Annotated in this window: 16 protein-coding genes; 12 read left to right on the top strand and 4 right to left on the bottom strand. The window is 39.3% G+C overall.

All coding sequences use genetic code 11. The annotated features are described in order from the left end of the window. Positions 1–195: 195 nt before the first annotated feature. The 3 genes from LXM54_RS14650 (at position 196) to LXM54_RS14640 (ending at position 2147) form a co-directional block, all read left to right on the top strand. On the top strand, positions 196–894 hold the full coding sequence (locus LXM54_RS14650) for a LytR/AlgR family response regulator transcription factor (RefSeq protein ID WP_233315944.1): 699 nt from the start codon (positions 196–198) through the stop codon (positions 892–894). A 13-nt stretch (positions 895–907) separates the two neighbouring features. After that, the gene (locus LXM54_RS28295; RefSeq protein ID WP_233315943.1) at positions 908–1888 is read left to right on the top strand and encodes a sensor histidine kinase; all 981 of its coding nucleotides are present in this window, start codon (positions 908–910) and stop codon (positions 1886–1888) included. A 73-nt stretch (positions 1889–1961) separates the two neighbouring features. After that, positions 1962–2147 carry a XapX domain-containing protein gene (locus LXM54_RS14640; RefSeq protein ID WP_233315942.1) on the top strand — a complete coding sequence of 62 codons (186 nt, stop codon included), beginning with the start codon at positions 1962–1964 and terminating at the stop codon, positions 2145–2147. Between the two features lie 39 nt (positions 2148–2186). On the opposite strand, the gene uvsE is transcribed toward LXM54_RS14640, so the two are convergent. Together uvsE and cls are read right to left on the bottom strand one after the other, a co-directional pair. Further along, positions 2187–3143 (bottom strand): UV DNA damage repair endonuclease UvsE, encoded by a 957-nt coding sequence (gene uvsE / locus LXM54_RS14635; protein ID WP_233315941.1) that lies wholly within the window; start codon positions 3141–3143, stop codon positions 2187–2189. A gap of 31 nt (positions 3144–3174) precedes the next feature. Continuing rightward, positions 3175–4374 carry a cardiolipin synthase gene (gene cls, locus LXM54_RS14630; RefSeq protein WP_233315940.1) on the bottom strand — a complete coding sequence of 400 codons (1200 nt, stop codon included), beginning with the start codon at positions 4372–4374 and terminating at the stop codon, positions 3175–3177. A gap of 323 nt (positions 4375–4697) precedes the next feature. On the opposite strand from cls, the gene rpoE reads away from it, so the two are divergent. Together rpoE and LXM54_RS14620 are read left to right on the top strand one after the other, a co-directional pair. After that, entirely contained in the window at positions 4698–5285 is a 588-nt protein-coding gene (gene rpoE / locus LXM54_RS14625) for a DNA-directed RNA polymerase subunit delta (protein ID WP_233315939.1), read from the top strand. A 303-nt stretch (positions 5286–5588) separates the two neighbouring features. Continuing rightward, positions 5589–7193: a CTP synthase gene (locus tag LXM54_RS14620; protein ID WP_233315938.1), complete on the top strand. Its 1605-nt coding sequence runs from the start codon at positions 5589–5591 to the stop codon at positions 7191–7193. Positions 7194–7234: 41 nt separating this feature from the next. On the opposite strand, the gene LXM54_RS14615 is transcribed toward LXM54_RS14620, so the two are convergent. Beyond that, entirely contained in the window at positions 7235–7768 is a 534-nt protein-coding gene (locus LXM54_RS14615) for a DUF2529 domain-containing protein (RefSeq protein WP_233315937.1), read from the bottom strand. A 292-nt stretch (positions 7769–8060) separates the two neighbouring features. Between LXM54_RS14615 and LXM54_RS14610 the strand changes: the two genes are divergently transcribed. The 6 genes from LXM54_RS14610 to LXM54_RS14585 all read left to right on the top strand — a co-directional run bounded on the left by LXM54_RS14610 (position 8061) and on the right by LXM54_RS14585 (position 14460). Beyond that, positions 8061–8423 carry a response regulator gene (locus LXM54_RS14610; RefSeq protein WP_127738990.1) on the top strand — a complete coding sequence of 121 codons (363 nt, stop codon included), beginning with the start codon at positions 8061–8063 and terminating at the stop codon, positions 8421–8423. Between the two features lie 329 nt (positions 8424–8752). Further along, positions 8753–9610 carry a class II fructose-bisphosphate aldolase gene (locus LXM54_RS14605; RefSeq protein ID WP_233315936.1) on the top strand — a complete coding sequence of 286 codons (858 nt, stop codon included), beginning with the start codon at positions 8753–8755 and terminating at the stop codon, positions 9608–9610. Positions 9611–10213: 603 nt separating this feature from the next. Continuing rightward, on the top strand, positions 10214–11500 hold the full coding sequence (locus LXM54_RS14600; RefSeq protein WP_233315935.1) for a UDP-N-acetylglucosamine 1-carboxyvinyltransferase: 1287 nt from the start codon (positions 10214–10216) through the stop codon (positions 11498–11500). A 448-nt stretch (positions 11501–11948) separates the two neighbouring features. Continuing rightward, positions 11949–13226: a transcription termination factor Rho gene (gene rho, locus LXM54_RS14595; RefSeq protein ID WP_233316151.1), complete on the top strand. Its 1278-nt coding sequence runs from the start codon at positions 11949–11951 to the stop codon at positions 13224–13226. Positions 13227–13410: 184 nt separating this feature from the next. Further along, positions 13411–13623, top strand: coding sequence for a 50S ribosomal protein L31 (gene rpmE, locus LXM54_RS14590; protein WP_233315934.1), 213 nt, complete (start codon positions 13411–13413; stop codon positions 13621–13623). A gap of 222 nt (positions 13624–13845) precedes the next feature. Then, positions 13846–14460, top strand: a complete 615-nt coding sequence (locus LXM54_RS14585) for a thymidine kinase (protein WP_233315933.1) — start codon at positions 13846–13848, stop codon at positions 14458–14460. A gap of 48 nt (positions 14461–14508) precedes the next feature. Here the strand turns inward: LXM54_RS14585 and LXM54_RS14580 are convergent, their stop codons facing one another. Next, the gene (locus LXM54_RS14580) at positions 14509–15357 is read right to left on the bottom strand and encodes an STAS domain-containing protein (protein WP_233315932.1); all 849 of its coding nucleotides are present in this window, start codon (positions 15355–15357) and stop codon (positions 14509–14511) included. Positions 15358–15525: 168 nt separating this feature from the next. Here LXM54_RS14580 and prfA point away from each other — a divergent pair, with 168 nt between their 5' ends. Next, complete coding sequence (gene prfA / locus LXM54_RS14575) at positions 15526–16599, top strand: peptide chain release factor 1 (RefSeq protein ID WP_233315931.1); 1074 nt, start codon at positions 15526–15528, stop codon at positions 16597–16599. The last annotated feature ends 8 nt before the right edge of the window (positions 16600–16607 follow it).

The raw sequence follows: 16607 nt of genomic DNA, 5'->3' as shown, positions 1-16607 counted from the left end.
TCATACAGATAAAGGAAATGAGCGTCTGTATAGATGTCGTGAAAAGTCCGTTTCCTGTCGTGAAAATGCCAGAAGATGTAAGGGAAGGATATTTACTCTTACCTCCTAATATTTCCAAGGTGGCAAACATGGTGAGTTAAAAACATGGTAAAATAAAACAATGTGGAAAATACTCAAAAAGGGGATACAATGAGGATGAAAATTGGATTGGTAGACGATAGAGCAATTGATTTGGATAAGTTAGCGGGCATTGTCTCTTCTATTCCAGAAGCAGAGATCGTGTTTGCCACTACTTCTGCAGAGGAAGCATATGAACAAATCAAAAAAGAATCCATTACACTTCTGATTGCAGATATAGAGATGCCTAATCTGTCAGGGTATGAGCTTGCAGATATTATCCACTCTCATGCTCTTAATATCGCTGTTATTTTTGTAACAGCAAGCAGCGGTTATGCTGTTCACGCTTTTGAGTTGAATGTCCATGATTATATTATGAAGCCCTATTCAAAAGATAGACTTGTCCAATCTGTTAAAAGGCTGATGGAGAAAACCAGTTCAGCTGAAATAGCTGGGAGATTATATATTAAACAAAAGAATGACATACATATTATCCTGAAGAAAGAAATTATTTTCATTGAAAGATCCGGCAGGTCGACGACCATTCATACGAAGTCAGAAGCAATCAAAACATACCAGACACTTAATGAATTAGAGGGTGAATTGAGAGAGAGGGACTTTGTCAGATCACATCGTTCCTTTATTATTAACATTCACTGCATAAAAAGCTTCTCTTTGTATGCCAAGAACTCCTATACTGTTACATTTGAAGGAACGGAGGCAAAAGCCATGATTACAAAGGAAAAGGTAGAATTCATTCAAAACAATTATTTTTAAGGAGTAAAAAATAGTGAAGGCAGACCACTTATCTTGGAGTTTAATCAGCTTATTTTCCGCCATTCATCTTGGAGCATTCCTTTACGCTTTTGGATGGCATAGTGCCATTTATATATTGGTGCTCATGCTTTTAGCAGGAGGCTTCCTTCTAGTGAGGCTAGGAAATAGGCAAGGCGCATCATTCGACTGGAGACTTGAGGTCTTATTTTGGCTCGTTCAGGCTATGATTGCAGCTGCTGCAGTTATGCAGGAATCAGAATATATTCGGCTTCTGTTTTTCCTGCTGTTCTTGCTTGTTGAAGTTATCAGGGCTATTCAAGTTAGAAAACTGTCTAAATTCAGCAAAGAAATTAACAGGCTAGATGAAGAAATATTTCGCATGAATGAGACATTCAGGACTGTCAGAAGCGAGCGCCATGATTTTCTAAAACATATAGCAGCCATTCATTTTATGCTTGAAAAAGAAGAATTTAAAGAAGCAGGGGCTTACTTAGATGTGCTTGTTGACGGGTACAACGAAACAAATCTCTCCATTAAGGGGGAAAGCGGAGCAGTTGCGGCAACTTTGCACCAGTATTACCTAAAGGCTCAAAAGGAAGGAATGGAAATCATTTATGATATAGAAGTTCCTATCTCCTCTATGCCGGTTCCGGATAAAGAGCTTGTAGGACTTGTCGGCAATTTGCTTGAAAACTGCGTTGAAGCATGTTTGAATTGGAAGAAGGTTAATCAGCAGCATGCCTTTATTACACTGCAATTAGTAAAAAGAAGCGGATTATATATATTAACAGTCAAAAATAAGTCATTGCCAATCCCTGCAAAAATTTTAGACAGGCTTTATCATCAGTATGGTCTGTCGACAAAAGCAGGGAATGAAAGAGGCTATGGGACAAAAATAATTGCCGATATTGTCAAAAAACATCAAGGTGTTTTGGATTTTGTTTATAAGGAAGAAGAATTTACAGTAAAAATCAAGCTGCCGTCCATTCGCTGATTTAATTATGTTATGAGGTTTAAATGCGCCTTCTTTTCAAATAATAAGAGTAATAAGGAAAAGGAAGGTGTCTATGAAATTACTTCTATTAGCATTAATAACTGGATTTTTGACAGGATTTATCTTTGCCTTGCTCAAGCTGCCGATACCAGCACCAGGCGCATTGCCAGGGATTATTGGGATTGTTGGCATTTATGCAGGATTTAAAGTGTATGTAAGTTTGGAACCGTGGATTTCTAACCTTTTTTCAAAAAACTAAGCAGAAGAGGCGGCAGAAAACGACTGCCGCCTTTAATTTTTAATTCCATTCTAGTGTTGCTCCGCCAATTCTTTTAACTCCTCTTATCTTACTGAGATCCTCTACGAGCTGCAGACAGGCCTGATCTTTAAGCTTTGCTTCAATCATAAAATCAACATCCATCTGGAGCGGGCGCAAAAGCTGTAAGAGCGGTTTAACAAACTCTGCATCTACAAAATCTGCATGAGAACGGAAAGCCTTCTCTGTTTTTGGAGAAGACAGATGGATTTTCGGTGTAATCCCTCGATGCTTCCATGTTTCAAAAACTGGTAACAGCAATTCTTCCAGCGGTTTTTCACATAAGTTCGCCATATGGTGATGATAGTCAAAAACGAGTGGGATTGTTTCGTTTTGACATACTGTCAAAGTTTCCTCTGTGTTATATGTCTTGTCATCATTTTCTAATGTCATTATTTTTTTTATGTGTAACGGCAATGACTGTATATTTTCATAAAAGCGGGCCAGTGTTTTTTCTTTATCACCATATGATCCGCCAATATGAATGTTAATAACACTTCTGTCCTCTACTCCCATTGCTTCAAGCATTTTATAATGATATTCCATATCAATTACAGCGTTTTTAGTCACTTCCGGTCTTGGGGAAGTAAACAGGGTGTACTGGTTCGGATGGAAGCTGACCCTGAGTCCATGATCTTTCACAAGCTGCCCCACTTGGGCAAACTCCTTTTCAAAGGGAGTTACAAAATCCCACATCACCTCAGGATGGGTTGCTAACGGAACGATAGAGCTCGACATACGGTATAACATGATTTCATGTCCGATATTATAGTGAAGTGCTCTCATTGTATTCGTAAGGTTTGTCCTCGTAATTTCAAGCAGCTTCCTTTGCCGTTCTTCGTCAGGTAGTTCACTGTAGCGTGCATAAGTCATTGTTTTGGAGGGAGAGGCGTCCCAAAGATTAGTCGCAGTAGATACATAGCCGAATCTGAATTTCATCTGTTTCTCCTTTCCCTTATTTACCAGTGAATCACAGCAAGGGTGCAAATAATCGGGCAAGATACTCCAATAACACAGTTTTAAATTTAGGTTTCAGCAAGAATTTAAGTGTGTACTCTTCCGAAAAAGAAAGGTCCTGCCTTACAATGTTGTTCATCCTTGCTATGAAGCTGGAATCAAAAACACAGCAAATTATTTCATGGTTTAAAAAGATACTTCTCTTATCAAAGTTGGCAGTACCAATAAAGCAAATTTCGTCATCTGCTGTAATAATTTTACCATGAAAAAAACCATGTTTATAATGATAAGCCTTTGCTCCACGTTTCAATAAGGTGCGTAAATAACGGAAAGATGCCTCTTTTACTAAAGGATGATCTGGTTTTGTCGGTAAAAGTAACGTTATCGCCACATTACGGTCTTGTGCCAGGCTAAGCTCTTCCATAATCCTTTTGCTTGGAATAAAGTAAGGTGTTCCGATAAACAGTGTTTTTCTAGCATTTCGAATAAGACCGCATAAGACGTCCTCTAAATACACACCTTGTGTTGGAATGAACTGATGGCGGGAGTGTCCCTTCGGCTGTTCAGGAAAATATATAGGGTTTTGTAGGAGATTTGTTTTTGTCGCAGCAGACCAATCGAGCAAAAATTCCCGCTGCAGGTCATCGACACCTTCTCCTGTCATTTTAAAGTGATAGTCTCTCCATGGACTCAATTTTAAGTTGCCGTGAATATAATCTTTTCCGACATTGAAGCCGCCTACATAGCCGATTTTACCATCGATAATGGTGATTTTTCGGTGATTTCTGACTTGCAGGGTATAGAATAACGGCATTTTTAGTGTATTGCAGTAGGAGAACTGCACACCAGCTTCTTTTAATTTATTCCGGATTTTTTTGCGTACTTGAAAGCTGCCGAGCCAATCGAGCAGCAGTCTTACTTCAACGCCCTCTTGCGCTTTTCGCTCGAGAATGGATAAGAACTGGTTGCTGATTGTGTCAGCCTTAACAGTGTAAAATAATATATGTATATGATTTTCTGCCTCTTCAAGCTCGTGAAAAAGGTCTGGGAAAAGATCCTTCCCATCATTGAAAATATGAAAATCACTGTGCCTGAACGGATAATTTCTTCTCGTTACCTTCCGTTTAGTCAGTGCCTTGCCTACGATTAAATCTATATAAAGCAAGATGATTAGCAGCAGCAAAATGCAGATGATAGTCCAAAAAATTTGCATGGAAGTTCCCCCTTGGCTATGTATTGTGCCCCAATTTGCTATATTCTATAAGAGGGAAGAAAGACGTGATAAACTTCTCTTAAATTTTTAGTGAATGAAAAAGAAAAGTAAAAGCTAAATAAACCTTAGCTAGAACTAGCATATTCACTAGAAAATTGTTTATAATGGAGAATATGTATTTTTCTCTTTACTATGAAATGGAAACTGTATACAATGAAACTCCATGAGGTAATTAAGCTGGTTTACAGCTTTCAATAAAGAAATGGTATAACACCATACAATCCAATTCGGATAAAGAGCAGATAGCGAAAGGAAGTGCCAAAATGAGTGTTGATAACTATACAAAAGAACAACTAAATGAAATGTCTTTAATTGAAATCGCATACGAACTATTAAATGGCGCAAAAACGCCGTATTCTTTCCATGAAATTGTGAAGGAAGTAAGCAGACTGTTGAACTTGTCTGAAGATCAAGTCAATGATAGAATTGCCCAATTCTATACAGATATAAATATTGATGGACGCTTTTTATCATTAGGCGACAATCGTTGGGGACTGCGCACATGGTATCCAGTTGATAAGTCAGAGGAAGATGTCGTTACTGTGACGAAGCCGAAGAAGAAGAAAGCGAAAAAAGCTGCCGAAGACGATTTCGATGACTATGATGACAGCGTTGAAGAAGATTATGATGAATTCGATGATGATGATCTTCTTGATGACGATGAAGACGAAGATGTTATCGAAGAAGAGGACGATTTGCTGGATGACGATCTTGCAGAGGAAGATGAAGACGAAAGCTTTGAAGACGAAGATACATATGAAATCGACGAAGATGAGCTGGACGAGGATCTGGAAGATGAGGAAGAAGACGAGGATGAAGATGAGTTTGAGGACGAGGAAGAAGATAAATAAGACCCTTGACTTTTATATGCCTTGCTTGTAAAATCATTTTTGGGCTCCTTAAAAAAGGAACGAACTGATATTTGCTTAAATAGCGCTCCCTTACTTGAAGAAGTAAGTGGAGCTTTTTTGTTTTTATAAAATGATTTTCTAGGCCCAGAACCTGCTTAAAATGCTAAGCATAGGGTGCTGAAAGGCTTTTTTATAAAAGTAGCTTTACGGCAATTTGTTTCACTCCCCTCGAAAAAAATATTCGATTATTTTTCTTTAAATAAAGACAAATATGCACAAACTTTAACTAAGGGGGATTTTAAAATGACAAAATATATTTTTGTTACAGGTGGGGTAGTTTCATCACTTGGAAAAGGAATTACTGCAGCATCATTGGGAAGGCTGCTTAAAAATCGCGGAGTGAGCGTGACGATTCAAAAATTTGATCCATATATTAACGTGGACCCAGGAACAATGAGTCCTTACCAACATGGAGAGGTTTTTGTAACAGATGACGGCGCGGAAACGGATCTTGACTTAGGACACTATGAGCGTTTCATTGACATTAATTTGACGAAATTCAACAATGTTACAACGGGAAAAATCTATTCAACTGTCCTAAGAAAAGAACGCAGAGGCGACTACTTGGGAGGAACTGTTCAAGTTATCCCGCATATTACAAATGAAATTAAAGAAAGAGTTTACCGAGCAGGCCGTGAAACGAATGCAGATGTTGTTATTACGGAAATCGGGGGAACTGTTGGTGATATCGAATCACTTCCATTCCTGGAGGCAATTCGTCAAATCAAAAATGATATTGGCAGAGAAAACGTGATGTATATTCATTGTACATTGGTGCCGTACATCAAGGCTGCCGGCGAAATGAAAACAAAGCCAACACAGCACAGTGTTAAAGAGCTTCGCAGCTTAGGTATTCAGCCAAATGTGATTGTTGTAAGAACGGAAAAGCCAATTTCTCAAGATATGAAAGATAAGATTGCTCTTTTCTGTGATATTGACACGAATTCAGTAATTGAGTGCCGTGATGCAGATACATTATATACAATTCCATTAGCTCTTCAAGAACAACACTTGGATCAAATCGTTTGCGACCATCTTCACCTTAAGTGTGAAGAAGCAGATATGACAGAATGGATTGAGCTTGTTGATGTAGTCCGCAATCTGTCTAAAACAGTTAAAATCGCTCTTGTTGGTAAGTATGTTGAGCTTCAGGATGCCTATATTTCTGTAGTTGAAGCATTAAAACATGCAGGTTATGCCTTTGATGCAGACATCGAAATTGATTGGATTAATGCAGAGCATGTAACTTCTGAAAATGTAAAAGAGCTGTTGCAGCATGCAGACGGAATCCTTGTTCCAGGAGGATTTGGTGATCGTGGAGTAGAAGGGAAAATTATCACAACACAATATGCTCGTGAAAATAAAGTACCTTTCTTTGGAATCTGCCTTGGTATGCAAGTAGCATCTATCGAGTTTGCGCGTAATGTATTAGGCTGGAATGGAGCAAACTCATCTGAGTTGGATGAAAATACGGCATATCCTGTTATCGACTTGTTGCCAGAGCAAAAGGATATCGAGGACCTTGGCGGAACGCTGCGCTTAGGCTTGTATCCATGTAAGTTGAAAGAAAATACAAAAGCATACGAAGCATATCAGGATGAGGTTATTTATGAAAGACACCGTCATCGTTATGAGTTCAATAACCAATACCGCCAAGAGATGGAAGAAGCAGGTTTCGTCTTCTCTGGAACAAGTCCAGATGGCCGTTTGGTAGAAATTATCGAGCTGAAGGATCACCCTTGGTTTGTAGCATCACAATTCCATCCGGAGTTTATCTCAAGACCAACTAGACCACAGCCTTTATTCCGTGAGTTTGTAGGTTCATCCCTGCGTTTCTCTGAAAAATAAGCAAAAAAAAGCTAACCTTTATAGGTTAGCTTTTTTTTTGCTTAGAGTTCATATTCTTTAATAAACTCATCCAGCGTAAATTTAATACCGTAATAAACAAAAATAGCCGCGATAGAAGCAGGATAACCAAAGCGGTTTCCCTCATCATCAGGGAGCAGACCCTTTGTCAATTTAAGGTCTATATGTACATCTGCTTTTGTGTGAATACCGTGTGAGTCTGATGACATTATAGTGCTCACTGATACAAATGGGATGTACTCCTTTGTGAGTTTTTCAGCAAAGGGCAGCAGTTCCTCATCATCTGAAGTTCTAGAGAAGAATAGAAACCGGTCATTAGGACTGATATTTTCTAACGAGTGGGAGCTCGTCCATTCTTCTGCTCCTTGCAGCGGTTCGGCGCTGTATAATGCTTCTGCAACTACTGCTTTCATTTCGTTTGTTGCACAAATGAAGATTTTTCCTTCCCCGCTTAATGCTTGGGCAAGTATTCTTGCACTATCCTCAATTGCTTCTTCTTCTTTTTCATGCAGTCTTTTAAATAACCCACTTAACTGTGTGGAGAACATTTTTAACAATGTGAGAAACCTCCTGTGTTTATATTTCAAGGTTATGCAATGGAATTAGATTCAATAGTATTATAAGTAATGTACAAGAAAAGGCAAAATTTATGCTTGTCAGCAGGAATTTGTCAATAAAAAGTAGAAAGTTATTTAAAGAAAAAAACTTTGTTATATAATGGATGTAATTGGGTCTATTGTCTAAAATAGTCTTTTTGCTGTGTCGATTTATCAGCAGTATGTGTGAGTGGGAAATAACGGGGAATATCTTTTCAAAAAAATAGAGAACACATAGAAGGGAAGGTCTACAATGAAAGGGAAAATATTAATCGTGGATGACCAGTTCGGCATCAGAATTTTATTGAATGAAGTATTCCAAAAAGAGGGCTATAAAACTTTTCAGGCAGCAAATGGTGTACAAGCGCTTGAGATAGTGACACAGGAGGTGCCTGATTTAGTGCTCCTCGACATGAAGATTCCTGGAATGGACGGCATCGAGATCTTAAAGCGAATGAAAAAATTGTACAAGGATATCCGTGTTATTATTATGACTGCTTACGGAGAGCTTGATATGATTCAGGAAGCAAAGGATCTTGGCGCTTTGACACATTTTGCAAAACCATTTGACATTGACGATTTGCGTGCGGCTGTTAAAGAGTATATTGTCAGCTGATAAACATATGTCTAATCTTGGCTAAAACTGCTGTATCCTGGCATTATAAGTTTAAAAATTACTATAAATACATAATAAAAAATATTAATAGAGCTGTTGCCAGCTCTATTAATATTGTGAATAAAAGCAATTTTTTTTATGACATTTAATAAAAAGTGGTTGGATTGATAGCAATTCTCTGCTTATTTTGGTATGATTACCTATGGAATTTAAAAGCAAAGTGATTCGTTTAGATTACTTTGGGTAATATATACATATTCAAATTCTCTTTGGGAAATTTAATAAAGGTTACCTAGTAATTGAACGATCATAAGAAGGAGGAAGAATATATGCCTTTAGTTTCAATGAAAGACATGTTAAACAAAGCAAAAGCAGAAGGCTATGCTGTTGGTCAATTTAACTTAAATAACCTTGAGTTCACTCAAGCTATTCTTCAAGCTGCAGAAGAAGAAAAATCTCCAGTTATCCTTGGGGTATCTGAAGGTGCTGCTCGTTACATGGGTGGTTTCACAACTGTAGTAAAAATGGTAGAAGGTTTACTTGTAGACTATAAAATCACTGTTCCAGTTGCTATCCACTTGGATCATGGTTCTAGCTTTGAAAAATGTAAAGAAGCTATCGACGCTGGATTCACTTCCGTTATGATCGATGCTTCTCACCACCCATTTGAAGAGAACGTTGAAACAACTAAAAAAGTTGTTGACTACGCTCATGCAAAAGGTGTTTCTGTAGAAGCTGAGCTTGGAACTGTTGGCGGACAAGAAGACGATGTTGTAGCAGAAGGCGTAATCTACGCTGATGCACAAGAGTGTGTGGAACTTGTTAAACGCACTGGCATCGATACTTTAGCTCCAGCACTAGGTTCTGTACACGGACCATACAAAGGTGAACCAAACCTTGGTTTCAAAGAAATGGAAGAAATCGGTAACCTAACTGGTCTTCCACTAGTATTGCATGGAGGAACTGGAATCCCAACAAAAGATATCCAAAAATCCGTGTCACTAGGAACAGCTAAAATCAACGTTAACACAGAAAACCAAATCGCTTCTGCTAAAGCAGTTCGCGAAACTCTAGCTGCTAAACCTGAAGAGTATGATCCACGTAAATACTTAGGACCAGCTCGTGACGCTATTAAAGCAACTGTTATCGGCAAAATCAAAGAATTCGGTTCTTCTAACAAAGCGTAATATAAATGGAACGATTGAAACCGTCCTTATCAGGGCGGTTTCCGTTCATTTATTGTATTTTAGCAAGTCAGTCGAATAAACAGACAAATTGTCGGTTATGATGTATAAAGAGTGATATATCCCCATTTTGAAGACTGGCTGTCTGCTGCTTAAAGGAATAAATCAAGCAGTCCCCATCTGGACTAGACTAAAGCACCTTTTTGTTCAACACATCCAGTATTCTAGTTATCAAGCTTCTATTGAAAAAACACCCAGACTTAAATTTTGACTTATATTAAATTTCTTCATTCGCAAATTAGACCTGGCAATATTAATTTTGACACATTACTACTAGAGATTTATTAGCCAAATTAGGAACAGGCCTATTTGTCCATGTTAACCTACTTAGGTCATGCACCTGTCCTATTATTAGTGCATGTGCTTGCACTTTTCCTATCTTCCTCAACTTTGGTATAATAATTGAATTAGTAGTAATTCTTAATTAATTACATCCAAGTGTTGATTCAATTTTTATATTCCTGTAAACAGGGAAGTTAATGGCGAAGTTAGTACGTGTCCTAGACAAGCAGTACATGCTTTGCTTGGCTTAGAAGGGAGTTAGAAATGGAAAAACTTATGATTGCAGGTGGATCTCCATTAAAAGGGACCGTTCGCATTAGCGGAGCAAAAAATAGCGCAGTTGCATTAATACCAGCCACTATTTTAGCAGAATCTCCAGTAACCATTGAAGGGTTGCCTGACATTTCTGATGTTCACATATTAAAAGGGATTATGGAGGAGTTAGGAGGAAGCGTTTCATTTTCTGATTCCGATATGACGATTGATCCGACATCAATGATATCTATGCCGATGCCAAATGGAAAGGTCAAGAAGCTTCGTGCCTCCTATTATTTGATGGGAGCGATGCTCGGCAGATTCAAAAAAGCTGTTATTGGCCTGCCGGGAGGCTGTCACTTAGGTCCAAGGCCAATTGATCAGCATATAAAGGGCTTTGAGGCTTTAGGAGCTCAAATAACGAATGAGCAGGGAGCCATTTATCTTCGTGCTGATGAGTTAAGGGGAGCAAGAATATACTTAGATGTTGTAAGCGTTGGCGCAACTATCAATATTATGCTTGCGGCTGTTAGAGCTAAAGGCAGAACCATCATTGAAAATGCTGCGAAGGAACCTGAAATCATCGATGTTGCTACATTGCTGACAAATATGGGAGCAAAAATCAAAGGTGCAGGAACGGATGTAATCCGAATTGATGGGGTGGATCATTTGCATGGCTGCCGCCATACCATTATTCCTGACAGAATTGAAGCTGGAACTTATATTATTATCGGTGCAGCAGTTGGCGATGGAATCCTTATTGATAATGTTATCCCGCAGCACTTGGAATCTTTGATTGCAAAGCTAAGGGAAATGGGAGTGCAAATCGAGTCAAGCGGCGACCAAGTCTTTGTCAGTTCCAATCCTGATTTAAAGCCTGTTGATATTAAAACATTAGTATATCCAGGATTTCCGACCGATTTGCAGCAGCCGTTTACCTCGCTGCTGACGAAAACAAACGGTACAAGCATGGTAACTGATACAATCTACAGTGCCCGCTTTAAACATATCGATGAGTTAAGAAGAATGAATGCTACCATTAAGGTGGAAGGAAGATCAGCAATCATTAATGGACCAGTTCATCTTCAAGGAGCTCGTGTGAAGGCTAGTGATTTAAGAGCTGGAGCCGCGTTGGTAATAGCAGGACTCATGGCGGACGGTATTACCGAAGTCACTGGTGTTGAGCATATTGACAGAGGCTACGGTCAGCTTGTAGAGAAGTTGAAAGGCTTAGGGGCGTCCATATGGCGTGAAGGCATGTCCCAGGAAGAGTACGAACAGATTAAGAATGTGTGATGATAACAAGGCGGGATCAGGTTAAGATATTCTTTTGAGCATTTCTTAGATAAGACTTGCCTGATTCTGCCGTTTTACCAACATGCTTTTTGGTTTACTAAACAGAAAGCATAAAAGATAACGATTGCAGTAGCTGTTCTAAAGGGAGAATGGCTCGTTTGTCTGCCTTCTCAAAAAGTTAAGGTGAAGATGCAGTCTATTAAAATATTGTTGCATATAAACGTTTATATTAGGTAAAATAGAGATTGCTTTTTAGTGACTGAAAAAACGCATTGCCTTTTAACTGGAAGGAATGCGATAATCAATACTATACTTCATTAACTATACTCAATTTATAGTTTTTTCTCTTCAAACATATAACGCCTCAAAAAAACGAAAACATTCCTTTCCAAATACAAATTTCGCTAAATGGTAGGAATAACTGAAAATGAAAAAGAGTGGTGGCAAAATGGGATTGAACATATCTAGTTTGGAAAACATGAAATTAAAAGAGCTGTATGAATTGGCTCGTGAATATAAAGTTGCTTATTACAGCAAGCTGACAAAAAAAGAATTAATATTCTCTATTTTGAAAGCGAGAGCGGAACAGGAAGGATATTTCTTCATGGAAGGCGTTCTGGAGATTATCCAATCAGAAGGTTTTGGTTTCTTAAGACCAATCAACTATTCACCTAGTTCGCAGGATATATACATATCTGCTTCCCAAATCAGAAAGTTTGATTTGAGAAATGGGGATAAAGTATCTGGAAAGGTGCGACCTCCAAAGGAAAATGAACGTTATTTTGGATTGCTGCAGGTGGAAGCTGTAAACGGCGATGACCCGGCAACGGCAAAGGAAAGAGTCCATTTTCCGGCATTGACGCCATTATATCCAGACAGACAAATGAAGCTGGAAACAACACAAAAGTATACATCTACTCGTATAATGGATGTTCTGGCTCCTGTTGGTTTTGGACAGCGTGGATTGATTGTTGCGCCTCCTAAAGCAGGTAAAACAATGCTTATTAAGGAAATTGCCAACAGCATTACGACAAATCATCCGGATGCAGAGCTTATTGTCCTCTTAATTGATGAAAGACCGGAGGAAGTGACTGATATTGAACGTTCAGTCAGCGGCGATGTAGTCAGCTCCACTTTTGATGAAGTTCCAGAAAACCACATTAAAGTGGCAGAGCTCGTGTTAGAAAGAGCGATGCGCCTTGTAGAGCATAAGCGTGATGTTATCATTTTAATGGACAGCATTACAAGACTTGCAAGAGCATACAATCTTGTCATTCCTCCGAGTGGAAGAACTTTATCAGGGGGGATAGATCCTGCTGCCTTCCATCGTCCGAAACGCTTCTTCGGGGCAGCTCGTAATATTGAAGAAGGCGGTTCTTTAACCATCCTGGCTACAGCGTTGGTAGATACAGGTTCCCGTATGGATGACGTTATATATGAAGAGTTTAAGGGTACAGGTAATATGGAGCTTCATTTGGATCGCTCTCTTGCGGAAAGAAGGATTTTCCCAGCGATCGATATTCGCCGTTCTGGTACTCGCAAAGAAGAACTGTTAATACCGAAGGAACATTTGGACAAATTATGGGCCATTCGCAAGTCTATGTCAGATTCTCCCGATTTTGCGGAGCGTTTCTTAAGAAAGCTTAGACAAACGAAATCCAATGAAGAGTTTTTTGCTGTGCTGTCTGATCAAATGAAGGCAGGAACAGCTGGGAAGCGTTCTTAAATCTAGTATTAGCTGGAAAAAAATTCATAGCAGTGGATGAGGAAATGAAGTTGCAAAATGCCTATGTCCTTGCTATAATGATGACAGTGTGTTTTTAAAATAATAATGTATGGGAATAAATAATTCTATACGTTATTCTATAACTCTGCTTCGAAAGTTGCAGGGCGGAAGGAGATGAAAAGGAATGAAATCAGGAATTCATCCAACTTATAATGAAATCACGGTAAAATGCGCTTGCGGTAATGAGTTCACAACTGGATCTGTTGCAAAAGAGATGAAAGTTGAAACTTGCTCTGAGTGCCATCCGTTCTATACTGGACGTCAAAAATTCGCTGAAGCTGGCGGACGTGTTGACCGTTTCAACAAAAAATACGGTCTTAAACAGCAACAGCAATAATCAATCCGAAGAACAGGCAAGAATGCTTCATACCTTGCCTGTTCTTTCTTTATGAGATATTGTCTTCTATTTATGAAAGAGGAAGTTTAAGAATGCAAGGATCTTCACCGTTTTTTGTATTCTTAAGCGTCTTCTAGAGAAAGTTGAACGCTGCAGTCGCTTTGCTAAGAGAAGTTAGTTTATGTAAAGGACATGTTTTTGGAGGAAGGAAGGAGAGGTTTCATGTACGTGATGAAACATCATGGATGGGTAGAAGTGATTTGCGGAAGCATGTTTTCCGGTAAATCAGAGGAGCTTATCCGTCGAGTAAGAAGAGCCCAATTTGCTAAACAAAACATCGTTGTGTTTAAGCCGAAAATAGATAACCGCTACAGTGAGGAAGCTGTCGTTTCTCATAATGGTTCTACTACAATTGCTGTTCCAATCAGTGAATCCTCGGAGATTTTTGAATATGTGACACCAGATGTCGAGTTGGTTGCGATTGACGAAATCCAGTTCTTTGACCCGGAAATAGTGGCTGTTGTCCAGCATTTAGCCAACAGCGGCTATAGAGTCATCTGTGCAGGATTGGATCAGGACTTCCGTGGTGAACCATTTGGAAAGATGCCTGAACTTATGGCAATAGCTGAGCTTGTGACAAAGCTGCAGGCAGTCTGTGCGGTATGCGGTTCACCGGCCAGCAGGACTCAGCGGCTGATTGATGGTTCACCAGCATCATATGATGATCCCATCATACTAGTAGGTGCTTCTGAATCTTATGAGCCAAGATGCCGTCATCATCACGAAGTTCCGAAATCCCCTTCGCTGAAAAAGGCAGACAGCAGCACATCCATTTAGCTAAAATCTCCCATTAGAGAAAACTCTAATGGGAGATTTTTTTATGATTTATGAAGAAACAGCTAAACCGAGTTTAGAAAGCGCCTGTTTTAGTGTGCTGAACGTGGGAATGTCATCTAAACTGATTCCTAATGCATGTATCACTTGCGCCATGTCTGGTCTGAGTCCAGAGATAGTGGACTTCATACCGGTATATTGGAGGACCTTCACTAATTTCATCAGCTCTTGCAGCACCATTGTATCAATGGTAGACACTCCGGAAACATCAATAAATAGATGTCTGATTTGCTTCTCCTGACATCTAGCAGGCACATTCTCAAGAATTGCTTTCCCTCTTGCTGTATCAATGGCCCCGATGATTGGAAGCACACCAATATGATTGATAATTGGAATAATCGGGTTGCTCAGTTCGTTGATTGTCGCTTGTTGGGATAATAGCTTTCTTTGATTGTATTCATGATACATCTCGGTGAATTCGTTGTTTAACTTATCAAATGTAAGATGGAATATCGAACTCCACTCTAGTATAGTTGCTTGTGGAACATTCCTGAGCTCTTCTATGAATCTCGTAATCATATCCCAGATGGTTTGCCTTGTCAGACTTAACGCGTGCAGGACTTCATGAACAGGCACCCCTAGTTCCACTCTGCTTTGCGCAATTTTAATTGCCCATTTTGATAAGTTAGCAGAGAAAATGGTATCATCGTCCAAAAAAGAGCTGATAACTGTTTCAATTGTAAAGGCATGCTGAGCACGGAGAAGATTATTGACGTTATCATCAGATTGTTTGCTGTAAATAGAGCCTTCCTCACCATCTTTTATGGCGAACCATTTTTCTGTTATTACCGAAGCATTTTCCATTATATAATGGTAGACAGAACTGTTGGATAGGGACATATAGGAGCCCTCTCTTTCTATGAATATCTTCATTATAAAGCAATTTCGGTTTAATATAAGTGCATAAACGCGATGAAGCGGTTTTTTTCCTTGTTAATTTGGTTTTGACGGGGATAATAGCCTATAATATAATTAAAATGTTATGGAAAAAAATTGAGGTGAATATACGTGTTTGATCGTCTGCAAGCGGTAGAGGATCGTTATGACAGGCTTAATGAGTTATTAAGCGATCCTGAAATTGTCAATGATACAAAAAAATTGCGTGATTATTCTAAAGAGCAATCAGATATACAAGAAACGGTGGAAGTTTACCGGGAATATAAAGAAGTAAAAGCACAAAACCAAGACGCCCGTTCTATGTTAGAGGAAAAGCTTGATCCGGAAATGCGGGAAATGGTAAAAGAAGAGCTTGATGAAACAGCAGAGAAAATCGAAGAGCTAGAAGCGCGCTTAAGAATACTGCTAATACCGAAAGATCCTAATGATGATAAGAACGTTATCATGGAGGTTCGCGGAGCAGCGGGCGGAGATGAAGCAGCCTTATTTGCAGGAGACTTGTTCCGTATGTACAGCCGTTATGCAGAATCACAGGGCTGGAAGATGGAAGTAATTGATGCAAGTTCAACAGGTGTAGGCGGATATAAGGAAATCATTTTCATGATTAACGGAAAAGGCGCTTACTCAAAGCTTAAGTTTGAAAATGGAGCACACAGAGTACAGCGTGTGCCTGAAACAGAATCTGGCGGAAGAATTCATACCTCCACTGCAACTGTTGCTTGTCTGCCTGAAGCAGAAGAGGTTGAAATTGAAATCCATGAGAAGGATATACGTGTAGATACATTTGCTTCGAGTGGACCAGGCGGACAAAGTGTTAATACCACGATGTCAGCAGTAAGATTGACGCATTTGCCGACAGGAACAGTCGTATCCTGTCAGGATGAAAAGTCGCAAATCAAAAATAAAGAAAAAGCGATGAAGGTTTTACGTGCTCGTGTTTATGATAAGTTCCAGCAAGAGGCGCAAGCAGAGTATGACCAGCAGCGCAAATCAGCAGTTGGTACAGGGGACCGTTCTGAGCGCATAAGAACGTATAACTTCCCGCAAAACCGTGTAACAGACCATCGAATTGGACTAACTATTCAAAAGCTTGATCAAATTCTCCAAGGAAAAATGGAAGATATCATTGATGCCCTAATCTTTGAAGAACAATCAAGCCGTTTGGAAAGTGCATCTGATGTGTAATACAAGAC

The organism is Bacillus sp. Au-Bac7 (genome assembly GCF_021341655.1).
In the GTDB taxonomy this organism is placed as follows: Bacteria; Bacillota; Bacilli; order Bacillales; family Cytobacillaceae; genus Niallia.
This window is presented reverse-complemented; position numbering and strand designations above follow the sequence as displayed.